The 23747-nt window shown below is 52.7% G+C and carries 22 protein-coding genes; 11 read left to right on the forward strand and 11 right to left on the reverse strand.

Annotation, left to right across the window (positions count from 1 at the left end; all coding sequences use genetic code 11):
* The 5 genes from IGR76_15195 to IGR76_15215 all read left to right on the forward strand — a co-directional run.
* On the forward strand, positions 1 to 853 hold an 853-nt coding region (locus IGR76_15195; protein MBF2079818.1), incomplete at its 5' end, for a GNAT family N-acetyltransferase.
* Between the two features lie 64 nt (positions 854 to 917).
* Positions 918 to 1526 (forward strand): phycobiliprotein lyase, encoded by a 609-nt coding sequence (locus IGR76_15200; GenBank protein MBF2079819.1) that lies wholly within the window; start codon positions 918 to 920, stop codon positions 1524 to 1526.
* Positions 1507 to 2076: a hypothetical protein gene (locus tag IGR76_15205; GenBank protein MBF2079820.1), complete on the forward strand. Its 570-nt coding sequence runs from the start codon at positions 1507 to 1509 to the stop codon at positions 2074 to 2076. Before IGR76_15200 ends, IGR76_15205 begins: the two co-directional genes overlap by 20 nt.
* 199 nt (positions 2077 to 2275) lie before the next feature.
* Positions 2276 to 3028: a phycobilisome rod-core linker polypeptide gene (locus tag IGR76_15210; protein MBF2079821.1), complete on the forward strand. Its 753-nt coding sequence runs from the start codon at positions 2276 to 2278 to the stop codon at positions 3026 to 3028.
* A gap of 207 nt (positions 3029 to 3235) precedes the next feature.
* The gene (locus IGR76_15215) at positions 3236 to 3994 is read left to right on the forward strand and encodes a phycobilisome rod-core linker polypeptide (protein ID MBF2079822.1); all 759 of its coding nucleotides are present in this window, start codon (positions 3236 to 3238) and stop codon (positions 3992 to 3994) included.
* 170 nt (positions 3995 to 4164) lie between these two features.
* On the opposite strand, the gene IGR76_15220 is transcribed toward IGR76_15215, so the two are convergent.
* The 8 genes from IGR76_15220 to IGR76_15255 form a co-directional block, all read right to left on the reverse strand.
* Positions 4165 to 5115, reverse strand: coding sequence for a PPC domain-containing protein (locus IGR76_15220; GenBank protein MBF2079823.1), 951 nt, complete (start codon positions 5113 to 5115; stop codon positions 4165 to 4167).
* Between the two features lie 35 nt (positions 5116 to 5150).
* Positions 5151 to 6089 (reverse strand): RluA family pseudouridine synthase, encoded by a 939-nt coding sequence (locus tag IGR76_15225; protein MBF2079824.1) that lies wholly within the window; start codon positions 6087 to 6089, stop codon positions 5151 to 5153.
* A 42-nt stretch (positions 6090 to 6131) separates the two neighbouring features.
* On the reverse strand, positions 6132 to 6917 hold the full coding sequence (locus tag IGR76_15230; GenBank protein ID MBF2079825.1) for a G-D-S-L family lipolytic protein: 786 nt from the start codon (positions 6915 to 6917) through the stop codon (positions 6132 to 6134).
* Positions 6895 to 7698 carry a uroporphyrinogen-III C-methyltransferase gene (cobA, locus tag IGR76_15235; protein MBF2079826.1) on the reverse strand — a complete coding sequence of 268 codons (804 nt, stop codon included), beginning with the start codon at positions 7696 to 7698 and terminating at the stop codon, positions 6895 to 6897. The genes IGR76_15230 and cobA overlap by 23 nt, the downstream gene beginning before the upstream one ends.
* 60 nt (positions 7699 to 7758) lie before the next feature.
* The gene (locus IGR76_15240; GenBank protein MBF2079827.1) at positions 7759 to 8541 is read right to left on the reverse strand and encodes a sirohydrochlorin chelatase; all 783 of its coding nucleotides are present in this window, start codon (positions 8539 to 8541) and stop codon (positions 7759 to 7761) included.
* Between the two features lie 135 nt (positions 8542 to 8676).
* Positions 8677 to 9213: a bifunctional pyr operon transcriptional regulator/uracil phosphoribosyltransferase PyrR gene (gene pyrR / locus IGR76_15245; protein MBF2079828.1), complete on the reverse strand. Its 537-nt coding sequence runs from the start codon at positions 9211 to 9213 to the stop codon at positions 8677 to 8679.
* Between the two features lie 126 nt (positions 9214 to 9339).
* A complete protein-coding gene (gene ftsH / locus IGR76_15250) occupies positions 9340 to 11169 on the reverse strand; it encodes an ATP-dependent zinc metalloprotease FtsH (GenBank protein ID MBF2079829.1) in 1830 nt (609 codons plus the stop codon).
* 479 nt (positions 11170 to 11648) lie between these two features.
* A complete protein-coding gene (locus IGR76_15255; protein MBF2079830.1) occupies positions 11649 to 11996 on the reverse strand; it encodes a hypothetical protein in 348 nt (115 codons plus the stop codon).
* Between the two features lie 281 nt (positions 11997 to 12277).
* Here IGR76_15255 and IGR76_15260 point away from each other — a divergent pair, with 281 nt between their 5' ends.
* The 5 genes from IGR76_15260 to IGR76_15280 all read left to right on the forward strand — a co-directional run bounded on the left by IGR76_15260 (position 12278) and on the right by IGR76_15280 (position 18455).
* On the forward strand, positions 12278 to 12919 hold the full coding sequence (locus IGR76_15260) for a ParA family protein (GenBank protein MBF2079831.1): 642 nt from the start codon (positions 12278 to 12280) through the stop codon (positions 12917 to 12919).
* A complete protein-coding gene (locus IGR76_15265; GenBank protein MBF2079832.1) occupies positions 12919 to 13713 on the forward strand; it encodes a hypothetical protein in 795 nt (264 codons plus the stop codon). Before IGR76_15260 ends, IGR76_15265 begins: the two co-directional genes overlap by 1 nt.
* A gap of 220 nt (positions 13714 to 13933) precedes the next feature.
* Positions 13934 to 15004, forward strand: a complete 1071-nt coding sequence (locus IGR76_15270) for a hypothetical protein (protein ID MBF2079833.1) — start codon at positions 13934 to 13936, stop codon at positions 15002 to 15004.
* A gap of 121 nt (positions 15005 to 15125) precedes the next feature.
* Positions 15126 to 16850, forward strand: coding sequence for a DUF87 domain-containing protein (locus IGR76_15275; GenBank protein MBF2079834.1), 1725 nt, complete (start codon positions 15126 to 15128; stop codon positions 16848 to 16850).
* Positions 16851 to 17468: 618 nt separating this feature from the next.
* Entirely contained in the window at positions 17469 to 18455 is a 987-nt protein-coding gene (locus IGR76_15280) for an RNA polymerase sigma factor, RpoD/SigA family (protein ID MBF2079835.1), read from the forward strand.
* Between the two features lie 127 nt (positions 18456 to 18582).
* Here the strand turns inward: IGR76_15280 and IGR76_15285 are convergent, their stop codons facing one another.
* From IGR76_15285 to IGR76_15295, 3 genes are all read right to left on the reverse strand, one after another.
* Positions 18583 to 20502 carry a tetratricopeptide repeat protein gene (locus IGR76_15285; GenBank protein MBF2079836.1) on the reverse strand — a complete coding sequence of 640 codons (1920 nt, stop codon included), beginning with the start codon at positions 20500 to 20502 and terminating at the stop codon, positions 18583 to 18585.
* Positions 20503 to 20959: 457 nt separating this feature from the next.
* Positions 20960 to 22243 (reverse strand): serine--tRNA ligase, encoded by a 1284-nt coding sequence (gene serS, locus IGR76_15290; protein ID MBF2079837.1) that lies wholly within the window; start codon positions 22241 to 22243, stop codon positions 20960 to 20962.
* A gap of 56 nt (positions 22244 to 22299) precedes the next feature.
* A complete protein-coding gene (locus tag IGR76_15295) occupies positions 22300 to 22851 on the reverse strand; it encodes a phycobiliprotein lyase (GenBank protein MBF2079838.1) in 552 nt (183 codons plus the stop codon).
* 409 nt (positions 22852 to 23260) lie between these two features.
* On the opposite strand from IGR76_15295, the gene IGR76_15300 reads away from it, so the two are divergent.
* Positions 23261 to 23569: a hypothetical protein gene (locus tag IGR76_15300; GenBank protein ID MBF2079839.1), complete on the forward strand. Its 309-nt coding sequence runs from the start codon at positions 23261 to 23263 to the stop codon at positions 23567 to 23569.
* The last annotated feature ends 178 nt before the right edge of the window (positions 23570 to 23747 follow it).

The raw sequence follows: 23747 nt of genomic DNA on the forward strand, positions 1-23747 counted from the left end.
GGTTGAAATTTTCCGCGATCGGGCGATCGCCCTTCCGCCGCTGACAACAACATTGGCACGCCGCACCATTGAGCAAACCCAGATCCATAAAGCCCTCCAGGGAACACGAGGACGGAAACCTGTCGATCTCGATCAGCTTGAGAAGTTGCTGGTTGCGTTCAGTCAGCTCATCGTTGAACAGCCCCAAATTCGGGAAATTGACATCAATCCCCTCCTGGCTCGTCCGCTGTCGGATCAGGCTTCCGATTCGTCTCTAGTTGCTCTCGATGCCCGTGTCGTGCTTCAGGAACCGGGACAACCCAGACCCCAGTTAGCGATTCGCCCCTACCCGATTCAGTACGCTCAGCCTTGGACGCTGCGCGATGGCCATGAGGTGATGATCCGCCCGATTCGCCCGGAGGATGAACCGCTAATCGTTCAGTTTCACGAAACCCTGTCCGAGCAAAGCGTCTATTTCCGATACTTTGGTGCTATGAAGCTGAGCCGTCGTATTGCCCACGAACGCCTGACTCGGATTTGCTTCATTGATTACGATCGCCAAATGGCGCTTGTGGCCGAGTACACCGATCCCGAAACCGGACAAACCCAAATCCTGGCGGCAGGTCGCTTGAGCAAGCAACACGGTCTTAACGAGGCAGAGTTTTCAATGCTCGTACGCGATTCCTACCAAAAACAAGGACTAGGAACCGAAATGCTCCGTCGCCTGGTTCAGATTGGTCGGGATGAACACCTAGAGCGGATTGTGGCGGAAATTTTAGCGGAAAATCTGCCCATGCAGCGGGTGTGTGAGAAGGTGGGCTTTACCCTCAAGCGTGCGCCGGACATTGTCCATGCCGAGATTCAGTTGCAGTAGTGCGATCGCAGTGTCGTAAAGTAGAAAGACGGCTACTTATACATTACGGATAGACGAATCGGGTATGGAGGTTATGGACTTTTTCCGGCTAAGTGCCGGACGGTGGCGATCGCAGCGCACAACCCACCATCTTCCGTTTCGGCGTACCGAAATGGGAGATCTGGAAATCTTCGCAGAAACCCTAGACGCCACGGACGAAAAAATCATCTCCATTTGCGAAATGCACGACATTGACTCAACCCTAGCCGTTGGCGGAGCCTTCGTCCGCTGGCAGGGATCAATGGAGTGGGACGCTGAGGGAGAGGCTCACGAGGGAGAAACGGGATTTGCCTTAGTGCCCGATGCCGATAACCCCCGCAAAGGGTTGCTGCTGCGCGAACAAGGCTATGCCGAAATCGTTCCAGTTGTTGGGCAGTTCATCGTAGACGATGCCGACGGTCTGATCCTGATTACCGAGTATGAAACCATGAGTTCTGTGGAGCGCTTTTGGTTTCCTAATCCCAATCTCCGCCTACGAACCAGTACCGTGAAGCGGTTTGGCGGTTTTAATACCGCCTCCTTCTGCGCCGAAACTCGTCTCGATGATCCCACTGGAATTGCCAGTCACTCCCCATCTGCTTTTGCCCAGCATGGTTCAACCGACGTACCCTTTTATTCCATTTGGGGCTGGTGATCTTCCCCAGTCGGGCGTTCAGGCCGATCCGGTTACTCGCGGCGTAACCTATCTGCGATGGCTTCAGAGTTTAGCCTTGGAGCCAGCTATGATTGCCATTCCACCGCATCCGAACGATCAAATGCGCCTATGCCGCTGGCTGGGCAATCACATCGGCATCCTCAATGAACAGCTTGCAACCTACGTGGCGGCTTGCCAAGCCTGCTTTCATCCTGAGGAACGGCAAATTATCCAAGTCTTTGCAACTCCGCTCAACCCGGAGTACCAAGTCGATGCTATTTGCAATGTACTCACCAGTCCCATCAGTATTTTGGTGGATCCAGGGAGAGTCGTGCCGCAGGATTGGCGTAAACTCGTCGCCCACGAAGTCGCCCATGCCCAAGTTGGATCGCCCGGTCATGACGATCGCTTCCGCGACATCATGACCCATCTTTGCCTGGGTCTGGGCTTAGAACCACCACCCGCATCCCTGAGCGAAACGCGCCTCTTGCGCCAGTGGCCGCCCTGTCAGTCCACGGTCGATCCCCACGCTTTCTGGTTGCGGGGGTGAGCGATCGCCCTCAATTCTGAGGAATTTTACAAACAAATATTTCTGATTATGAGCAATTGTCAAGAAAGCCCGACATGCTCCCATGAATCTTCTAGGCTAAACAGTACTCGACTAAGCAGGTATACCTAGTCAGCGAGTTCCATAGATCAGCGGGTTCTGCCCCTGATGCTCGTTCTGCTGTTTACGTTGGAGAATTTGTATGACTTTACCGTTGCTAGATTATGCCCCCACAAGCCAAAACCAGCGGGTGGCTAGTTTTGAGGTTCCCGGTGATGAATACCCTCGCATTTACACCACCGATAACTGCCATTCCAGCAGCGAATTAGAAACCTTGATTCAGGCCGCCTATCGCCAAGTCTTTAATGAACAACAACTTTTAGTCCATAATCGCCAAATTCTTTTAGAGTCCAAGCTTAAGCACGGTCTGATTACTGTTCGCGAATTTATTCGGGGACTCGCAACCTCAGACACCTTCCGCGATCGCAACTATGCTCCCAATAGCAACTATCGGTTTGTGCAAATGTGTATTCAGCGTTTGCTGGGTCGTGACGTGTACAGCGATCGCGAAAAATTTGCCTGGTCAACCGTTCTCGCCACCCAAGGTCTCTACGGCTTTATTGATGCCTTGCTAGACAGCGACGAATACATGACCCAGTTTGGCAACGATACTGTTCCCTATCAGCGGCGACGCATCTTGCCCCAGCAAATTTCGGGCGAACTTCCCTTTGCTCGGATGCCCCGCTACGACGCCGACTATCGCCAGAAGCTTGTAGACCTTGGCCACAACTTTGAAGGTGGATCGGGTCAAGGCTACCGTTGGGATTGGCAAAAACCTCCCTATCCCCAACCTGTGCGGACGCTAGGAGCAGCGATCGCTTACGGAGGAGCGGCTTTTGTAGGACTGCTGGCGATCGCCACGATCCTCTCTTGGTTTGGGTGGCTGAATTTGTAGGAGTGAAGAGGTGATGGGGGGATGAGCAGGAGTTCTCTAAGTTCGTTTCTCTCGTCATCTCTTTCCTCCCCTACTCCCCCACTCTTAACAAATTCCCGACCATTGTTACACTGTGTAAGGATTTCTCAGACTAAAGCAACCTCCTCCCTTATGATTAGAATCGAGCTTTTGTAAAAGTATCGTAATAAAACCTACGGAGGTTCTGACGTGGCTCTGCCTTTGCTTAGTTATACGCCTACCAGCCAGAATCAACGCGTGGCCGGATTTGAAGTAGCGTCTGAAGAAAAACCCAAAATTTATTCAACAGATGATCTCCGCTTCGGTTCAGACATGGATGAGCTGATCTGGGCTGCCTATCGCCAAATTTTTAGCGAGCACCAAATTCTGAAGAGCAATCGTCAGGTTGCCCTTGAGTCTCAGCTTCGGAACGGTCAAATCACAGTTCGTGACTTCATTCGCGGTCTACTGATTTCTGACACCTTCCGTCGTCGCAACTTTGACACCAATAACAACTATCGTTTCGCTGAGCTTTGCGTTCAGCGGGTTCTAGGTCGCGACGTATACAACGAGCGCGAGAAGATTGCATGGTCAATTGTGATTGCCAACAAAGGTCTGCAAGGCTTCATTGACGATCTGCTCGACAGCGATGAGTATCTGACTAATTTTGGATACAACACCGTTCCGTATCAGCGTCGTCGGCTATTGCCCCAGCGTGAGAAGGGTGAAACTCCGTTTAACCTCAAGACGCCTCGCTACGGTGAATCCCATCGCAACCAATTAGGCTTCCCTCAACTGATTTGGCAAAATCAGGTTCGCCGTTTTACTCCCCAAGAGAAAATGGTCAGCGCTGGCAACCCTGCTATCTTCCTAGATATGGCTCGTGGTTTATCGAGCGCCAAAGGCAATCCAACGCCCCGCGTATCAGCTCAAAACATTAGCCTTAGCTCGGTTCCCTACCGTAAATAAGGTTTCAATCTCTCCTAGAGATCTGAAATTCTCAAGTTTACGCCAGTAGACTTAGCAGCCACAGATTTGTCCGGTTTTTGTACTTAGAATCAACCGATTCAGGGACACTAATCAGAGAAGTCTGTGGCTTGGCGCATGGATGGGTATTCTACGCCAGGACGCTCAATCACCTACACGCCCCAACCTGGATTAGCACAGCGAATTCCCTCGACTGGAAGGGATTCCAGGCTTAGCGTCTGTCGATTTGCCCGCCATGCTTGCTGAATATCCGAGAAAAACTCTTGATCCTCCGTCCGCACAATCGCGAATACCTCCGGATCGGCGGTTCCGTTCAGCAAACAGCCAGAGGTGGGGAAGTAGTCTCCCCGATGGGATTCATTGAGTGCTAGGTTCTCGGCAGGCACCCTCGTCACATCCAGAACCTTCCAGATGGCCCGTCCGTCGTCTTCGTAGCCGATCACTTCGGAGAATAGGAACACTAGAGTCTCTTGGGCGAGGACATTATTGACTCCAAAGTTTAGATCGTTCGGACTCATGTTTTCCTCAGGCACGATTATCCAGCCTCCCAGATGGGTTGGATTTCCAGGTAACGATGACGATTGTCCGGGCGGGGCTCCTGTGAAGGTAAGGCCGATATAGTCTCCAAAATTCACTGAGGTGTCCGACTGTACCGTTATTTCTTCGGCTGTATCTTGACTCACGGTGAGCGTGTACTGACCGCGTCCGGTAGCATCGAAGGCATTCGCCAATACCGTATAGGTTCCGCTACTAGGCAATGTCAGAACTAGCTGAGCGGTTAGATCCCCTTCACTCACATCGTCGTTTTGGTCAAGCAGTTCTCCCGTAGGCGTAAAGACCAGGAGATAGGGGTCAAACTCGTCGCTTTCAAGGGTGATCGTGACCTGGGTTCCGGCGTTACCGTCAAAGGTATGGTCATCGTAGAGACTACCATCCATCGGAATTGTGTTGTCTCCGTCTTCTAGCACGCCTTCCACGCTGAGAAGAATGGTTTCAGACTGTGGACCCTTGTCTTGTGCCCAGACTATTGGAGAGCCAAAGCCTTGCAGTGAGGCGATCGCCCCTAGGGCAACTCCGATTCTTACCCAACGAGTTGGTTTCATGTGCAATCTCCTTTGCTCGTTTCTTTCACGGTAAACTACGAAACGGCGCGCTTCCGGAGAACGGCTCGTAATCGCAAAAACTCTTCAGGAAGGGGGGCGATCGCCTCAATCCACTCCTGCGTGACCGGATGCCGCAGCCGCAGTTTTTCCGCATGGAGTGCTTGACCGTTCAGATTTACGCCAACGGATCGATTCGCACTGTACAGCGGATCGCCAACAACGGGATGCCCTAAAAAGGCCGTATGAACCCGAATTTGATGCGTCCGTCCAGTTCTTAGACGAAAGCGCATCACCGTGTAGTTCCCCAATCGCTCCTCCACTTGCCAGAGGGTGATCGCCGATCGCCCCCCTTTTTCCTCTGGAACAATCGCCATCTTCAGGCGATCCACCGGATGCCGACCAATGGGTTGATCCACCGTGCCTTCGTTTTCTTTTGGGGAACCAAACACGATCGCCAGGTATTCCCGCCCGGCAGTTTTATCGCGAAACTGATCCTGCAACGCCTGACACGCGGCATCGGTCTTGGCAATGGCGATCGCCCCACTGGTATCTTTATCCAACCGATGGACAATACCGGGACGCTGCACGCCGCCAATCCCCGATAGGCGATCGCCACAGTGAGCCAGCAGCGCATTCACCAACGTTCCCGACGAGTGCCCCGGAGCCGGATGCACCACCATCCCCGACGGTTTGTTGAGAATGATCAGGTGATCGTCTTCGTAGAGGATGTCGAGGGGAATCGGTTCGGGCGTGAGGTGGAGCGGTTCAAGATCGGGAATGGTGAGCGAGATGCGATCGCCCTCTTGCACGAGTCGTTTCTTAACGGTACAGGGCTGATCATTCAATTGCACCTGACCTTGATCGATTAGCTTTTGAATCCGGGCACGGGAGAGATCGGGAAGCTGCGCCGATAGCCAGCGATCGAGGCGTTCATCAGCATCGAGATCATCGACCCAGAGGATGATGAAATCCATAGAAAGATAGACAAAGGATCTTTATTATCCTAACTGCTTCAGTTATTTGGAGATGGAAGCCTGAACGTCGTCGCGAATCCTCTCAACCCAAAGGGCATAGCCTGCTCCGTTGAGGTGCACGCCATCACTCGTATAGTCCCGACTCAAGGAGTCACCTTCTAAAAACATGGGGTGCAAATCGATGTAGGTGCAGGTAAACTGAGTGGCTAACCGTTGGAGTCCCTGATTGAGTGCTACGACCTTTTGGTTGAGTGCTTTGACCCGGGGAAAATCGACAATGGGTAGCACGCTTTGGATGTAGATTTGCGTGTGGGGCGATCGCTCTTTAGCAACCTTCAAAATCTGCTCGTAGTGCATCAAAACCCGCTCTGGCGTTTTGCCTTGATTGATGAGATCGTTAATGCCGATCATCAGAAACAGCTTCCGGGGAGTACTGTCTACAATGGCGTCAAGACGACGCAGCACGCCTGTGGTGGTATCGGCACTAATGCCGCGATTGCAGATGGAAACGGTCGGGAACCAGTTTGACCATTCGCCACCCTCGGTAAGGCTGTCACCCACAAACACGATGTCCGAGGGCTGGATCGGTAGCAAATCCAGTTGACTGCGCCGATGGATATAGGAAGACATACTCTGAACCCGTTCATCCGATAAGGTTTGCCCGTACAGGATGCGATCGCGCCAAAATGACCATCCGCCACGACGGGCGATCGCCCAAACACCGAGTCCTACTACTGCAATATTCATCCCTACCGACCCTAACCAGAGTTCGGGAGCGATCGCACCGATTCCCATGATGAGTCTGCTAGTCCCGCAGGGCGATCGCATTGACAACGGCTATCCCCTCTGGCTTCGGCAACTGACCATAGAGTTCTGTCACGGAGCCAATCACAGCGATCGCGGGTGCCCGGAATCCCGTTGCCTCGACCTGCTGCACAATGGTTCCTATCGTGCCGATTAGCTCTTCCTGTTCGGGACGGGTTCCCCATCGCACCAGGGCAACCGGAGTTTCGGCGGGCAGCCCTCCGGCTTGGAGTTCGCCGATGATATGTGCCAAGTTATGAATGCCCATGTAGATGACGATGGTTTCTGAACCTTGGGCGATCGCCTGCCAATTCACCGTAGGACGATACTTTCCAGCCGACTCGTGACCCGTGACAAAGGTAACCGAAGAACTATAGTTTCGGTGGGTGAGGGGAATCCCCGCATAGGCCGAAGCCGCAATGCCAGCGGTAATTCCCGGCACCACTTCCACCGCCACTCCCGCTTTTACCAAATCCTCCATCTCTTCGCCGCCGCGCCCAAATACAAAAGGGTCGCCCCCCTTCAGGCGCACCACGATGGCGTGGGACTGGGCTTTATCAATCAAAAGCTGGGTCGTTTCGTCCTGCATCAGGGAGTGCTGCCCTCGGCGTTTTCCGGCGTTGATGCGTTCTGCCTCTGGGTTGATCATGCTCAAGATCGGTGCGCTCACAAGGGCATCGTAGACTACTACATCCGCACATTCCAACAACGCCTTTCCCTTAAGCGTCATTAATCCCGGATCCCCAGGCCCCGCCCCAACTAAATAGACTTTGCCAATGGATGGTGGGGATTGAGGATGGGTCATAGTGCAATGATCGTGAGGATAAAGAGCAGCAAACGTTCCAAATCAAGCGAGCTCAGAAACTCAAGGCGATTCGGGTTCTGGTTCCGGCTGGGTGATCAGATCAAACACCAAATCCACCGCTGTAGACTTTACCCCCAGGGGTGGCGATAGGTGCAGGGTAACGGACGGAAATTGGCTTTGCAACTGATCGACTTTCTGGGCGATCGCATCCGTGGTACTGCCCCGAAATAGGAAGTACGGCAGGATATCGATAGTTTGACAGCCTTGCTCCACACACGCCGTAATCTTTGATTCTAAACTAGGGGCGATCGCCCAGTAGGCCGTTTCCGAATTCAGTTGTTGGGCGATCGCCTCGATGGGTTGATTGGCCCCAGGATAACGGGAGCCGTGCGCCAACAATAGACGGGTGACGTTCATCGTAAACGTGCCTTCCGCCAGGGTCTGGGCGATCGCTGGATGGCTTCCCAAATACGGACAAATCTGAATCGGAAGACGAGATCTATCCTGCGCTTGGGCGACTTCCCGGGGAATGTCCTCCATGACATGCACCCCCGGCAACAGAAACAGGGGCATCACCCGCACCACACTGTAGCGAGAGGCAGCGGCGCGATCGCTAAAGGCTTGAATCTGTTTGGCCAGGGATTTACGGGAAAGCTCTAGGGTGGCAATGCCAATGAGAGGCTCCATGACCGGAGTCCATACTTTTTGAGCGATCGGAGACTTCAACCCAGAGACCGTAGGCAACCGGAGCCGTTCCCGCAATTGCACGGCCAAATTTTGCATTGCCCGGTACGGACGTAAATCTCGGCTACCGTGAGAAACCAATAAATAGGCAATAGACACTGTCAATCCTGGCAAATGTCTTAACAAATCTTTGTGTATTCCCTATGGTACTGTACGCATTCGGAAACAACTGCGTCGTTCCACACCATGTTATGAAATCTGAAAGCAATCCGTTTGGATGGCGATCGCTCCTCTTTAGGGCTTGATCAACTCCACCGCATCCCGTCCATCCAAAGACTGGAGATACACTTTTACTTTCTCGTCGCGAGAGGTCGGTAAGGTTTTTCCGGTAAAGTCTGGATGAATCGGCAATTCACGATGACCCCGATCCACCAAGGCCACCAGCCAAATTTTTTCTGGTCTGCCGTAGTCGTTTACTGCGTTGAGGGCTGCCCGAATCGTGCGTCCACTGTAAATCACATCATCAACCAGCACCACAATCTTATTGGAGAGATCGAACGGTATTTCGGTCTTGGCCGGAGTCCGAATGCCAATTTGATCCAAATCATCCCGATAAAACGTGATATCCAGAGCGCCCACCGGCACCGAAGTCTGTTCCAGGGTTTCAATCTGCTGGGCTAAGAGTTTCGCCAACGGCACACCGCGCGTGTAAATCCCTAACAGCACCAGTTTTGATAAATCGCCCGCATGTTCAATCACTTGAGAGGCAAGGCGGGTGAGGGTGCGGCGCACTTCTTCAGCCGAAAGGATTTCAACAACATCGGCAACCATAGACAAACCACGGGGGAGGGCAATAGAGATAAGCAATATCCAGACTATAGCAAGGGAATCTCAGTTTTGAACCTCGCACTGAGTACGGGGTTCTGGCGGAACATCGAGGGGGGTTAGGGGCGATCGCTAATTGGCAGAGGCAGAGGTTAGTGGTTCCGTAGCCGCATTGGGCAAGTCCGTATGCTGAGCGACGATTTGCCGGAACTCATCTCCATCAATCGTTTCCCGTTCTACCAGCAACTCCGCCAATTCATCAACGAGATCCCGGTGTTGACGAATAATGTCGCACGCCTGGGCGTAGCATTTAGTCGCCATCTCGCGCACCTGATGATCAATCCGAGTAGCTAACTCCTCGGAGTATTCCGAGCCTTGCTTCGTAAAGTCACGCCCCAGGAATACCTCGTTCCCTGTGGTTTCCATCGCAAACTGTCCCAGGTCTGACATGCCGTAGAGCGTCACCATCCGCCGCACAATGTTCGTAACCTGCTCCAGGTCATTTCCGGCTCCCGTGGTGACTTCATCATGGCCGAAGATCACGTCTTCAGCGGCGCGTCCACCCAAGGCGGTCATCACCTGTGCGATAAACTGCGATCGCGTCGTTAGGCCCGGTTCATCACTAGGGGTAAACCAGGTGAGTCCTAAGGCTTGCCCACGGGGAATCAGCGTCACTTTCTGGACGGGTTCATGGTCTTTTACTAAGGTGCCGACAATGGCGTGACCCACCTCGTGATAGGCAATCAGCCGCTTTTTCTTACTGTCTACCAAGGGGGTGCGTTCCATCCCCGCAATGACCCGATCGAAGGCATCGTCAATTTCCGCCAGAGTAATCGCATCCTTACGACGCCGTGCCGTCAGAATTGCTGCCTCGTTTAGCAGGTTTGCCAAATCCGCACCGGACAGTCCCGGCGTCCGTCGCGCCAAGTTTTCCAGCGAGACTTCCGGCGCTAGCTTTTTCGTGCGGGCATGGACATTGAGAATCCCAATGCGGCCTTCGTAACTGGGTAGATCCACAATCACTTGGCGATCGAAGCGTCCGGGTCGCAGCAGAGCGGAGTCGAGCACATCGGGACGGTTGGTAGCGGCGATAATGATCACGCCTGCGTTACCTTCAAATCCGTCCATCTCGGTCAGCAACTGGTTTAGGGTTTGTTCCCGTTCATCGTTGCCGCCGCCAATCCCTGCCCCCCGCTGCCGACCCACAGCATCGATTTCATCGATAAAGACGATACAGGGCGCATTTTCCTTCGCTCGTTTAAACAGGTCACGCACGCGAGATGCCCCAACCCCCACAAACATCTCTACAAATTCCGAGCCAGAGATGCTGAAGAAAGGAACACCTGCCTCACCGGCGATCGCCTTTGCCAGCAGCGTTTTTCCAGTTCCGGGTGCGCCCACCAACAGCACGCCCCGGGGAATCCGCGCCCCCACCGCTGTAAATTTTTCTGGATTCTTGAGGAAGGTGACGACTTCTTGCAGTTCTTCCTTGGCTTCCTCAATTCCGGCTACGTCGTCAAACAGCACCCCCGTCTTGGCTTCCATTTGAAAGCGGGCGCGGGATTTGCCAAAGTTCATCGCTTGTCCCGATGCACTCGCCGATCGCCGTAACAGCATCAAGAAGAACAGCACCACAAAGAAAGCCAGCAGGAGGTGGGTCATAAACCAGACCACCGCCCCATTATCAGCCGTCGGCACCGACTCAATAGCCACTCCATTATCACGAGCGAGTTCAATCAACTCGGTGTTGCCATCTCCCGTAAACAAGGGTACTTCCTCTGGCTCGCTGCCTGACTGATTGGCTAGCGTGACTTCGGCAACATTGCGAGCCTCATCAATTTTGATTTCCTCAACCTGACCCGCTTCAATTTTCTGAATTAGCTCACTGTAGCTCAGCCCTTTGTCTTCTTCTGAAGTCTGAGCGAGGGCTAGATTGGGCAGAGTCAAACTCTGGAGCATCATCCAGGCCAGCGTAATTGTGCTGGCTGCAACCGCTTTTCCTTTTCCTGATGCCGATCGGCGTCCAGAGCGCTTGGTGAATGTGCGATCGCGTCGTTGAGTCGTTCCAAACTGTTTCATATCAATTGCCTTTCGATTGCCTGGTGCTTAATGCATGAGGCTATAGGTGCAGTAGGTGGGGACTTACACGAGTGTGTCTTGAAAAATATCCCTAAGCTTCAGTGTAGCTTTATTCTCAAATCCCCTTCGAGGGGATCGACCACTATACCTTAATTATGATGGCGTTTACGACGTTGAATCTGGTCGGTTAGCAATCCATTCAAGATATGCAGGGGCGAGTTGTGCCGTGGACTCTCGATCCGCACCAGAGCGTGTCGGCTAAACTCGCTCGTCCTCTTCGATCCATTCAAGATGCGTAGGGACGAGTTTTGCACTAGGCCCGATTCGTGACAGAATCTGCTTGCTAAACTTGTCTATACCCATCAAAGGAACAGGGCTGAACCCGAAAGAATCAGCCGCATTTTGCGATGAATCACCCGATTTTTCAAACGAATTAGGGTTTCAGGATGGTCGCGATCGCCATCGGACAACGTTGTTAAGAGGGCTAGAGAGTAGAAAACCGCTGCAACCGCAAATTCAAGAACGGGAGTCGATAAAATCAAGCCCCGCTCTACGCCAGCATTAATATCAAACGGCACCGCAATCATAAACAAGAATAAATAAGCTGGAATCGCAATCAGGCTAGCCTGGAGCAGCAATCTACAAAGCACTTGCACAGCCGCCAGCGAGTCTTCTGCACTACTTTCTGGGACTACCCGAACAATAGTCATACGCTTAGTTGTGCCTATTTCTGCAAAAGTCCGCCCACCCTTGTAGTCAGATCGTCCACACCTAAGAAATTTATGGCACCGAGATAGGGTATCCAGACTGTTGCTATATGTTTCGGTATTAGCTGGAATCCCGTTACAATCAAAGCCATTACACCCCAACGGGGTATAGTGTGCATCGTAGGCAGTTACGTCAGCTAAGTCAGCAGCTTGCAGATCTAAATGCAGTCAATGGCTGAGGCGCTAATTGATGCGTGGTTGATGAAGGTGGTTTGGTGTTAGCGTTGTCCTCTTCAGTGCGAATTGTAGTTGTTCTGAACGGTAAAGGTGGGGTCGGTAAGACAACAACTGCCGTTAACTTAGCAGCAGTTCTGGCAGAAACTCGGCGTGTACTGCTGGTCGATGCAGATCCTCAAGGGTCTGCGACGTGGTGGATTGAGCACAGCGATCGCCCCTTTGACTTCGACCTTACCAAAGAGGTAAAGCCGCAAACGCTCAAGCAACTGCCCAGTCTCAAAGACTATGAAACGGTGTTGGTAGATACGCCGCCTGCCCTCGGTTCCAAAGCTCTTACAGCGGCGATCGCCGTTGCAGATTATGTGCTGCTGCCAACACCTCCCGCCCCGATGGATTTAGCTGCCCTCATTGAAACCGTCAAAGAAGCCGTGCATCCGGTCGGTGTTCACCATCGCGTACTGCTGACACGGGTTGACCCCCGCAGTTTGGGCGAAGCATTAGAAGCTCAAAACACACTACTAGAGCTTGGTATTCCAGCCTGTAACGCGTTTATTCGAGCCTATAAAGCCCATGAACGGGCGGCATTAGAGGGTACACCGATCACGCAGTGGCGCGGCAAAAATGCGCGGGAAGCCGAGGCTGATTATCGTCGTGTTGTCGAAGAAGTTCAAAGGGATTGGAGGATGTAATGGCTAGAAAACGGTTGTCAGACATGTTGCGTGCAGAAGCCGAGAAATCGTTAGAGCCGACAGATTCTACTGCGCCTGATGCGGCCCAGTCTGGCGCAGAGGCCGAGTCTCCCCCCTCCCAGCAAAAGGCAACGCCGACGACCCGTAAATCATCGAGTCGTTCATCGCGGCGGCGATCGCCCAGCACACCATCTACACAATCTGAGTCTCTAGCACCCAGCGAGTCCGCAACTGCAGAACATGCTGAGCCTTCTACCGACGCCCCTATTCCCTCAGACGACGTGTCGTCCTTGGATAGCAAGATCCAAACCTTAGAAATAGCTCTGAAAACCGCTCAAGATGCCGAAACCGCTCTCAGCAAGCAGGTTGGGCAACTAGAGACCACCCTCAGCGAGCAACAAAAGTCAATCCAGAAGTTAACAAAAGAACTGGAAGAAGCCCGCACCGTGATTCTGAAGCTGTCGGAAATGAATGAACAGCTTCAATCGACCGTAAAAGCGTCCTCAGTTCCCAAAGCGGCTCCAAAGCCTGTTCCTGCGCCTCCCGTGGCTCCGAAACCCCTAAATCTAGGGCATCCACCTGCACATCCACCTGCCCCTAGAGGACTGCCCCCAATGCCTACCGAGAAGTTGCCCCCGTTGCCGCCTGAGCGTCGTCCTGGCATATACATTCAACCCGGTGGCCTTCCCCGCATGTCCACTGAGGCTCTCAGTCCAAAACCCGCATCAACCTCAGAGGATGAATCGACATCTACCAGTCGTCTGAACAGTGTCGATTTAGGCTGGGTCGATTAGGACTCTCATATCAATTTTGAGTGAGAGAGGGGTGGCTACACCCGTGATTTCAGGTGTTGAAGCTATAGCTGTACGTTAAGACATCGGTATCCGTCTGCTGCATGAGGTTGGAACTTGGGTCTGCACGTGATGACCGCACCGCGCACAATAGAAGTAAGGATAGGTTGAGTTATACCCCTTCTTTGAATAATCACGATACCGCTCTAGTGTAAAAGGCTCTATGGCTGCCTTCCCTAAGGCTAAGGACTCTGGATCAGCATTCCCCCGTACCCCTCGACGAAATTCGCGGCTATGGATCTTGGCAGCGTCGGCATCCCTTGCCTTGCATGGGGGTGTTTTGGCAGGGGTAGGGCTATTGGGACAACGATCATCCACTCCAGCACCATCGTCTATCCCAGTTGAACTCATCGAGTTAGACCCAGCCCCTTTAGTCACCGAATCGCCGCTGACCGATTCTCCGCCTAACCCCGCAGATTCTTCACCCACCTTAGAAATCCCTAGTTCAGTCAATACAGAGGCGATTTCTGAGGTGATACCTATTCCAAATCCAGTTGCTCCGGTGCCATCGGTTCCAGAGGTGGCGGCGATCGCCCCAGCCCCCAGCCCAAGTTCTGTCCCCCTTCCTGAACCCCCTGCACTGTCTTCTCAGGCCGAACCCCGAATCCCTGAAGTGTCTCCATCCACAGAGGTTCAACCCGCAAACAAGCCAAACGAAGCTTTGGAACCCTCTACTCCGCCTACGACGAATCTCCCAAGTCCAGCCCTGCCACCCGCCCCTCCACCCGCCAACACCGCCTTAGCCCCAAACGTGCCATCGCTTCCGGCCTTGCCGTCCACCTTTCCGGGCGATCCGTCCTCCAATTCGCAATCAGAGGCACCGAGTTTACCCAGTATCAGCGTTGCTGAAGCCAACGAACCCGTTGAAATTACTGCCAGCGTGCGGGTGCGATCGCTCCTGGCTGAATCCGGCGTCGAGTTTATGGAGCAGAGCGATCGCCAAACCTTCATCTATGACCCCACCGGACAATCGGGCTTGGCGATCGCCACCTGTCCCTTTGTCCCGGAGGTGCGGCATTTTGCAGGCGAAACGGTCAGCGTTCAGGTGCAGGTCGATGCCACCGGAGCGATCGCCGACGCCCAAATTTACAAATCTTCCAGTGCCAGTACCGCCTACGAAACGTTTGCTACCTGTTTAGCCAAAAACTGGGATTTCTCAAGGTTTGCAGCGTTCCCAACCTCAAACACCACCCAACTCATCGTGTTAGTTACCGTGGAACAAACGCGCAGTTAAGCGTTCCTTTCTCGCATCCCGACAGTCCTAACCCCTTGCATTGCTACAAGAACTAGTGTTCTAATAGAACAGATGAACGTTGTGATGCGGGTGGCGTGCGATCGCCCCAAGCGCTGCTGCTATGATTCCAGGACAACCGTTAGGTTCCGTCATTCAAGGTTCCCTCAGTCAAGGGCTAGAAGTGCGCCTGCACCCCGATGTGCTGGTCGAAGATATGCGGGTCGGCAAGTTTTTAGTGATTCATGGAGTGCGATCGCGCTTCTTTAGCATGCTCACCGATGTCACCCTGGGAACCTCCAGTTCCCGCATTGTGTCCAATCCTCCCGATCCCAGCAACACGTTTCTGCAAGAGGTTCTAGCCGGAACCGGAACCTACGGCACCATCTCCCTCACTCCCATGTTGATGTTCACCCCAAAGCTGGGTGAGAATTTGACCGCTCAGGCGAAAACTAAATCGAAAAAAAGTGCTGGGAATGGGGCGATCGCCTCCTACGAAGCCCAGACTAACAGTGTCGAACTGTCCCCCGTTAAAACTATTCCCGCCCACTTCAGTCAGGTCTACGATGCCTCAGAGCGGGATTTCCGAGCCGTGTTTGGGTGGGAAGACGATCCCCACCGCCGCAATTTTGCCATCGGGCAACCCATTGATATGGACGTGCCCATTTGCCTCGATCTCGATCGCTTTGTCGAGCGCAGCAACGGCGTGTTCGGCAAATCAGGAACCGGGAAATCCTTCCTGACCCGACTGCTGCTGTCGGGGATCATTCGCAAGCAGGCGGCTGTGAACCTGATTTTCGACATGCACTCGGAGTATGGATGGGAGGCCACGCGGGAGGGCAAGCAGTTCAGCACCGTTAAAGGTCTGCGTCAACTCTTCCCAGGACAGGTGCAAATCTATACCCTTGATCCCACCTCAACCAAACGGCGCGGCGTGCGCGATGCCCAAGAACTCTACATCAGCTATGACCAAATTGATGTTGAGGATCTAATGCTGGTGCGCGGGGAATTGAACCTCTCAGAAGCCAGCCTAGAGAACGCGATCATCCTCCGCAACGAATTTGGCAAAGCCTGGATTACCCGTCTCCTCGCCATGAGTAACGACGAAATTCAGGAATTTTGCGAGGTGAAGATGGGGAGCAAGTCGTCTATCATGGCATTGCAGCGCAAGCTTACCCGCCTGGATGACCTCAAATATATTCGCCACACCTGTCCCCACAACTACGTTAGACAAATTCTCGAATCCTTAGAGGCCGGCAAGCATGTCGTGATTGAGTTTGGCTCTCAGTCCAATATGCTCTCCTATATGCTGGCAACCAATGTGATTGCCCGCCGCATCCACGCCAGCTACGTCCAAAAGGCAGAAACGTTTCTGCAAACCAAAAATCCCTGCGATCGCCCGCGCCAGTTGGTCATCACCATCGAAGAAGCCCACCGATTCCTGGATCCCGCCACTGTCCGGCAGACCATCTTTGGCACCATTGCCCGCGAAATGCGGAAATACTTTGTCACCTTACTCGTGGTTGATCAGCGTCCCTCCGGTATTGACAACGAAGTGATGTCCCAGGTTGGCACCCGGATTACAGCTCTCTTGAACGATGAGAAAGATATTGACGCTATTTTTACGGGGGTGTCAGGCGGACAAAGTTTGCGATCCGTCCTGGCGAAGCTGGATTCCAAACAGCAAGCTTTGATTCTAGGTCATGCTGTGCCAATGCCCGTAGTGGTACGTACCCGTCCCTATGATGAAACTTTCTATGCTCAAATTGGAGACTCCTCGCCGGAAGACATGTCTACAGACAGGGTTCTGGAAGCGGCTCAGGCGGCCAAGGCTGATTTAGGGTTTTGAAGGGTGCAACGTTCGGTTTTCGCGAGGGGGTGACCGAACCTCTCCATTCAAAATATCCGAGACGATAAGAATGTACTCACCTGAAACCGATACGCTCATCATACAGAAAATTCATTCTTCTGGAGGACTCGCAGTCGCTTTACGAAGCCTTAAATTTGTAATACTATAAAGGTATCAAAGTCGTAATGACTTCGCATTTGTAGGCTCCCTAAGGTTCACATTGCTAGTACTCAAATTGAGCGATCGCACCTGATCTATACTTCAGAATCGCCATCCTTGGAACATAAGCACCTGAATGGGGTCGGCATAGTACGAAAGGTTTGTAGTTGAGTTTGATTACCCTCGCTAGCCCCTACTTGTAGATAGCACTTTTGTTTACTCCTGATCGCAGCATACATTCGTCGTCTGGTACTGGTTCCGTAAGTTTGTAAGGATTAACGCTCTTCGCGCAGAGTTCGAGGCAAAAGCCTAATCCGTATTCACTATTCACCTAACGTCTGCTCTCTTGGGGTAGATCCTGTATCCATCTAATTCGTTTTCCCTCTTGGCAGTCCTATTCGCTTCACTGCCGGAGCTTTGTAACTCAGCATTGTTTCAACGGAGTTCAGCGTATTCCCTATGCCTACTGTAAACACCCAAGCCAAATCCAACAAAAAACCCGCCTTCACCGCTGATATGGTACGCACCTATCTCCACGAAATCGGGCGAGTTCCCCTGCTGACCCATGAGCAAGAAATCATCTACGGTAAGCAAGTACAGCAGATGATGAATTTGCTGAGTCTCCAAGAGAAACTGCAGAAAAAGCTAGATCGTGACCCAACGGACGCTGAATGGGCAGAAGCCGCCAACCTCTCAGAGGATGAGCTGAAGAAAGTCATGCGCGTTGGACAGCGTGCCAAGCAGAAGATGATTGAGGCAAATTTGCGCCTCGTGGTGGCGATCGCCAAGAAATATCAAAAGCGGAACCTAGAATTTCTGGATCTAATCCAGGAAGGAACGCTGGGTCTAGAACGGGGGGTCGAGAAATTTGATCCGACTAAAGGATACAAGTTTTCCACCTACGCCTACTGGTGGATTCGTCAGGCCATTACCCGGGCAATCGCCCAGCAGGCTCGTACCATCCGCTTGCCGATTCACATTACCGAAAAGCTGAACAAAATTAAGCGCATTCAGCGTGAACTCGCGCAGCAGTTGGGGCGCACCCCAACTCCGGCAGAAATCGGCGAGTCTTTAGATCTGGAACCCGCTCAAATTCGTGAGTATCTTCAAATTGCTCGTCAGCCCGTATCGCTGGATATGCGAATTGGCGATAACCAGGATACCGAACTGCAAGAGCTGCTAGAGGATGAAAAAGCCTCTCCAGAGCAGTACACCACCCACGAACTGCTGCGTCAGGACATTGAAGGACTGCTGGCAGAACTCACTCCGCAGCAGCGAGAAGTGCTGACCCTACGCTTTGGGCTTACCGATGGTAACGAGTTGTCCCTGGCGAAGGTGGGGCAACGGATGAACATCAGCCGTGAACGGGTACGCCAGCTAGAGCGCCAAGCCCTCGATCACCTGCGTCGCCGTAAGGCTAATGTTCGCGGCTACCTGGCTAGCTAAGCTAAGGTGTTCAGAGGCTGGGTGGATGCAAGCTGGCTGTGAGAGCTTTACCTAATCTTCTAGCTCAGGTTAGATTCGCGCCCTTGGAGTCGTGTATGGTGCGGCTGCAAGGGCGTTTCCAAACCTACTACCGTCCCAGCAATTGGCGGGCATTTTCCCGCAAATCCTTGACTTTTTGATCATTCGGGTTAAGCTGGAGCGCTTTATCCATCGAGACAACCGCTTCTTCATAACGCTGCAAATTCCACAGGGCAAAACCGCGGACACTCCAAGCTTCGGGCTGATCTCGGTTTAGGGCGATCGCCTGATCAATCGAGGATAGTGCTTCGGCTGAACGCCCTAGGGCTTGCAGCGTCGCCCCTCGTTTTACCCAAGCATCTACGATTGTCGAATCGTAGTACAACGCGTCTTCATACAGCTTCAACGCTTCAATCAATCGGCCCTGTTGCACAAAGGCATTCCCTTTGTTAAGGAGAGCGTGGGCGTCCCCGGGCCGATACGCTAACGCATCATTACACGAGACAATAGCCTCTTCAGGACGCCCCAGGGCATTTAACGCCCGACACCGACCAATGTAGGCATCCGCAAAATCACTCACAACTTTGGTGGCATTGCTATAGACCTTGAGTGCATCCTCATACGCTTGTTGCTCCATCAGGGCGTCGCCCTCGCGTACCAGGTCAGAAGCAACTTCGTCTGGTGTCGGGGGATCAATCGCCGTAGTCACTTGATCGGCAGGTTGCTCAATGCTCCCTAAGCCGATCTCCGCGTACTGGTGGGGAGTCGCCTGCACCAGTTGCACAAACCATTCTGGTCGTGTAATCGTTAGAGCAAAGCCTACCGTCAGAGCCGCAGCGGCGGCTACCGTCAACACAGGCCGCGATCGCAACACCTGTTCAGGGGTAAAGGCAATGGTTTTGACCGCAGAGGACTCCTGTCGCGGCGTGGTATCAACCTGCTCGCCTACAAGTGCCCCATGAACAGGGTGGACAGGACGGTTGATGCCATCAGGCGGAGGCACTAAGTCAGCCGTCGTCGGAACCCAAAGCGCAGTTGAGACCGGGTCTGACTCAGCCGTCCATTCATCTGGATTAAAGTGGCGATCGCCATTCGCTGCCGTGCCACCTGAACCACTCCGAATTTGCACAATCGTGTCTGGCAAAATGGGATCATGACAGGGTGGGTCGCCCGTCTCTTCAATCACGCCAAGGGCGTCTAAGGCTTCTAGAGCTTCAACCGCCGTAGGGTAGCGATCGCGAAAATCGTAGCGCACCATCTGATTTAGGATTTCGGCCAGTTCTGGGCGCACATGCTCAGCCCGATGCCACCAGGCAATCTCGCCGCGCTCATCTTCTCCCAAACAGCGCGGATGAATGCCTGTTAAGGCTTGAATACCTAAAATACCCACTGCGTAGACATCACTGCTGAACCGTGGCTTCCCTGCAACCTGCTCGGACGGCATATATCCCTGAGTCCCGATTGAAATCGTAACGTCTGTGACGCCTGTTTCTGGGTCGGCAAGGGTGCTTGCCTGTTTCACTGCGCCAAAGTCAATCAAAACCAGACGATGATCTAACCTGCGTCGAATCAAATTTGACGGCTTTAAATCCCGATGAATCACCTGCTTCTGGTGAACAAAAGCCAGAACCTCAAGCGTGTCCCTAAGCAAACGAACCGCACGAGCCTCCGACCAAGGCCTACCACTCACCAGTTCTGGCGTTAAGGGTTCGCCCTCAATAAATTCCTGAGCCAGGTAAAACTCTTTGTCTTCCTCAAAGTGAGCCAGCAAACGCGGAATTTGCTCATGGATACCCAACTGGTATAAAACTTGCGCTTCCGTATGGAAACAGCGCCTTGCCATTTCCAGAGCCTTACTGCTCGTGGACTGAGGCTTAAGTTGTTTGATGACACAACGAGGATGCCCTGGCAAATGAACATCCTCGGCAATGAACGTCTGACCAAAACCGCCTGCTCCCAGTTGCCCAACGATCTTGTAGCGTCCGCCCAGTGGTCTATCAGTGTTGATCTGAGGAGATGAGCGACTCATGATGAAGATGGCTTAATGGGTGTCAATCAACGTCAACCCCCCGCGAAATTCCAGAGTTCTTGCCTCAGACAAAGGAACACGTGCGGTTAACCTAAATTCGTACCCTTGATAGATGTACCAGGAAGTTAGACAGAAGGAAAATTCCTTTCGTTCTGGCATACCTTCCCTATATTCGACCGGAATGTCCAGCTATAGAACAATCTTGACCTTTGCTCTTTGCAAGCAGCATCGTTTTAGATAAACATCCTCTTAGGTAAAAAACATCCTCTTAGGTAAATAAGATACAGACCCTTTACGAATTTCGCTGCTTGCTCCGGTCTCACTTTCCAAATTTTACTCTTGAATCGGATAGGACGCTAAGCTTTCCCAGATAATCACTGGGACTTCATACTCTGATTAAGAATCCCTGTCCGTAGGATTACCAACCAGAGCGACATCGGGACGCTAGTTTGCTCTGTTACAGGCTCAAAACCTCACGACCTAGATAGGGTTGGAGTACGTCTGGAACTCGGATGCGATCGCCCGACTCTTGATAGTTTTCCAGAATAGCGGCCATGGTGCGCCCGACGGCTAAGCCAGATCCATTCAGCGTATGCACATACTGGGTTCCCTTTTTCCCAGCTTCCTTAAAGCGAATATTACCGCGCCGTGCCTGAAAATCTTTACAGTTCGAGCAACTGGAAATTTCGCGATACTTACCGGATGAGGGTAGCCACACCTCCAAGTCGTAGGTCTTCGTTGCTGAGAATCCCAGATCGGCGGTACAGAGTTCAATCACCCGGTAGGGTAATTTTAAAGCTTGTAAAATCGCTTCGGCGTCTTGGGTCATCCGCTCGTGCTCCTCTTCAGAAGTGTCAGGATGCACAAATTTGTACATTTCCACCTTATTGAACTGGTGTAGCCGAATTAAGCCGCGCGTATCGCGACCGTAGCTTCCGGCCTCGCGCCGAAAACAGGGAGTATAGGCGCAGTAGTGAATGGGCAGCTCCTCCGCATTCAGAATTTCATCGCGATGGAGGCTGGTTAACGGAACTTCGGCGGTCGGCGTCAGCCACAGATCATCGCGATCGCACTTGAAGCTTTCCTCGGCAAACTTGGGCAACTGCCCCGAAGCCGTCAGGGATGCCGTGTTGATCAAGAAGGGCGGCATGATTTCGGTATAGCCTGCCTGGGTATGGCGATCGAGCATGAACTGAATCAGCGCTCGCTCTAAAGCAGCACCGACACCGATCAGGGCTACAAAACGGCTTTGGGCAATGCGGGTGGCTCGCTCAAAGTTAAAAATGCCTAGCGTTTCGCCAATCTCCCAGTGGGGAAGGATATCGGAATTGGTGGGCAAGTATTCCTCGCCCCAGCGCCGCACCTCTACGTTATCGTCTTCGCTTTCGCCGAGGGGGGTGGTATCGCTGGGCAAGTTAGGCAGTGCCATCAGCAGCGTATCGAGGGATTCCCTGGCCGTTCGCTCGGTGGCCTCAATGTCGCTGATTTTGGTCTTTAGCTGATTGCCCTCGTCCCGAAGCGCTTGAATGTCTGGATCATTGGGGGCCGTGCCGGATTTAATCTTTTGCCCCACGAGTTTACCAATTTCGTTACTCCGAGCCTGAAACTGCGATCGCTCCGTTTCCATGTCGCGGATTTGCCGATCTAGCTCGATGACCGAGGCCAGATCATAATCTCCCCGTTTCTGCAAGCAGGCCTGTACTTCGTCTGGATTTTCGCGTATCAGCTTCAGATCAATCACCGGATTCCCTCGGCTTGGTGTCCATATTCTCCAATAGAACAGGATATACCGATTTGCTACGCCTGTGCCGTTGCTTGCTGACTTGGGGCAGGCTTGGCACCCCCCATCCGGATTTCTGAACAGAAAGAGGCCATGCTAAAGCCATCAGCCTGTTTAATGGTGCTGGTGCGGAAGCGCAGACTGGGGCTGGCGTACCAAATCCGTTCTTCAGCATGGACGGAATCCTGCTCCGTCACCAAGGTTAAGGCTTCGTCTTCGCCGAGGCTGTAGTGGGTTTGGATGAGCGCTGCACCCGGTTTACTGGGCTGACTGAGGAGCGTTCCTTCGGTCGTGGAACCCGGAGCGGCGATCGCCACCATCAATGTGGAGCCTTTTTCCGCTTTCGTGCCAAACTGTCCCTCCCAGCGCACGCGAAAGGCCGTTTGCACCGTGGCAAGGTCGGCTCCGGCCTGCTGGCAGAGGCTAACAACGGTGGGTTCATCAGTTGACAGCAGATCAATCCACAGATCGGATTTGCCGCCGATGGATTGCTTCGTTGCCAAGTCGTGGGTGGTGCGCTGGGAAGACCACTTGCCTTCGCTTTGCTGGAAGAACTCTGTAATCGTCATGATGCCGGAATCGAACCTACAGTCTTCCATCTTACCGAAAAGGGAGAGTTTGAGAGGGGATTGCAAAGCCCCTGCGATTCATCCACGGGGATGTAGCAATCCCCTTTCAAGTCCGTTGCAGCGATGAGCGGAAAAGGACAATAATCCATCGGACCAAACCAAAATCTTTGCATAGCATACATCTGTACTTATTTGTGGTAAAACACTTTCATAAGATTTAAGTCTTGCCTCGCATGATTGTTCTAGAAACCAAGCTCAGAGGAAATCCAACTCAGTTTGCATTGATTGATGATGCGATTAGAACCGCTCAGTTCGTTCGCAACAAGTGTGTGCCCTACTGGATGGATAACAAAGGAGTGGATCAATACGCGCTCTCCAAGCTCTGTGCTGTATTGGCAAAGGAATTTGAATGGGCGGCAAGCTCAATTCGATGGCAAGACAGGCAAGTGCTGAACGCGCTTGGTCTGCTATCAAAAGGTTCTATGACAACTGCAAAGCCAAGAAACCGGGTAAGAAGGGCTTTCCTAAATTCAAGAAGAATTGCCGCTCTGTTGAGTACAAAACAACGGGTTGGAAGCTTTCTGAAGACCGGAAGCGTCTCACTTTCACCGATGGTTTCAAGGCTGGAACCTTTTTGCTGATGGGTGCCGAGGATTTGCACTTCTACCAGATTTCGCAAATTAAGCGGATTCGGGTAGTTCGTAAAGCCGATGGCTAGTATGCTCAGTTCTGTCTTAAAGTTGAGCGACAAGAAACCATTCCGCCCACAGGTAAAGCCATTGGCATTGACCTGGGCTTGAAGTATTTCTACAAGGCAACCGATGGCACTGAGATAGAAAATCCGTAATTGGTCACAGCAAGAAGCACACCGTATTGAGAATAAGGCGTTTCCTTCA

The organism is Synechococcales cyanobacterium T60_A2020_003, from assembly GCA_015272205.1.
Taxonomy (GTDB): Bacteria; Cyanobacteriota; Cyanobacteriia; order RECH01; family RECH01; genus JACYMB01.

Bases quoted from the DNA above. Each gene is read 5' to 3' on its own strand.
- IGR76_15210 (MBF2079821.1), top strand. From the start codon at position 2,276: ATGACTTTACCGTTGCTAGATTATGCCCCCACAAGCCAAAACCAGCGG.
- IGR76_15275 (MBF2079834.1), top strand. From the start codon at position 15,126: ATGATTCCAGGACAACCGTTAGGTTCCGTCATTCAAGGTTCCCTCAGT.
- IGR76_15220 (MBF2079823.1), bottom strand. From the start codon at position 5,115: ATGAAACCAACTCGTTGGGTAAGAATCGGAGTTGCCCTAGGGGCGATC.
- IGR76_15270 (MBF2079833.1), top strand. From the start codon at position 13,934: ATGGCTGCCTTCCCTAAGGCTAAGGACTCTGGATCAGCATTCCCCCGT.
- ftsH (MBF2079829.1), bottom strand. From the start codon at position 11,169: ATGATGCTCCAGAGTTTGACTCTGCCCAATCTAGCCCTCGCTCAGACT.
- IGR76_15230 (MBF2079825.1), bottom strand. From the start codon at position 6,917: ATGCGATCGCCCTGCGGGACTAGCAGACTCATCATGGGAATCGGTGCG.
- cobA (MBF2079826.1), bottom strand. From the start codon at position 7,698: ATGACCCATCCTCAATCCCCACCATCCATTGGCAAAGTCTATTTAGTT.
- IGR76_15255 (MBF2079830.1), bottom strand. From the start codon at position 11,996: ATGACTATTGTTCGGGTAGTCCCAGAAAGTAGTGCAGAAGACTCGCTG.
- pyrR (MBF2079828.1), bottom strand. From the start codon at position 9,213: ATGGTTGCCGATGTTGTTGAAATCCTTTCGGCTGAAGAAGTGCGCCGC.
- IGR76_15300 (MBF2079839.1), top strand. From the start codon at position 23,261: ATGGGCGGCAAGCTCAATTCGATGGCAAGACAGGCAAGTGCTGAACGC.
- IGR76_15200 (MBF2079819.1), top strand. From the start codon at position 918: ATGGAGGTTATGGACTTTTTCCGGCTAAGTGCCGGACGGTGGCGATCG.
- IGR76_15225 (MBF2079824.1), bottom strand. From the start codon at position 6,089: ATGGATTTCATCATCCTCTGGGTCGATGATCTCGATGCTGATGAACGC.
- IGR76_15280 (MBF2079835.1), top strand. From the start codon at position 17,469: ATGCCTACTGTAAACACCCAAGCCAAATCCAACAAAAAACCCGCCTTC.
- IGR76_15265 (MBF2079832.1), top strand. From the start codon at position 12,919: ATGGCTAGAAAACGGTTGTCAGACATGTTGCGTGCAGAAGCCGAGAAA.
- IGR76_15285 (MBF2079836.1), bottom strand. From the start codon at position 20,502: ATGAGTCGCTCATCTCCTCAGATCAACACTGATAGACCACTGGGCGGA.
- IGR76_15295 (MBF2079838.1), bottom strand. From the start codon at position 22,851: ATGACGATTACAGAGTTCTTCCAGCAAAGCGAAGGCAAGTGGTCTTCC.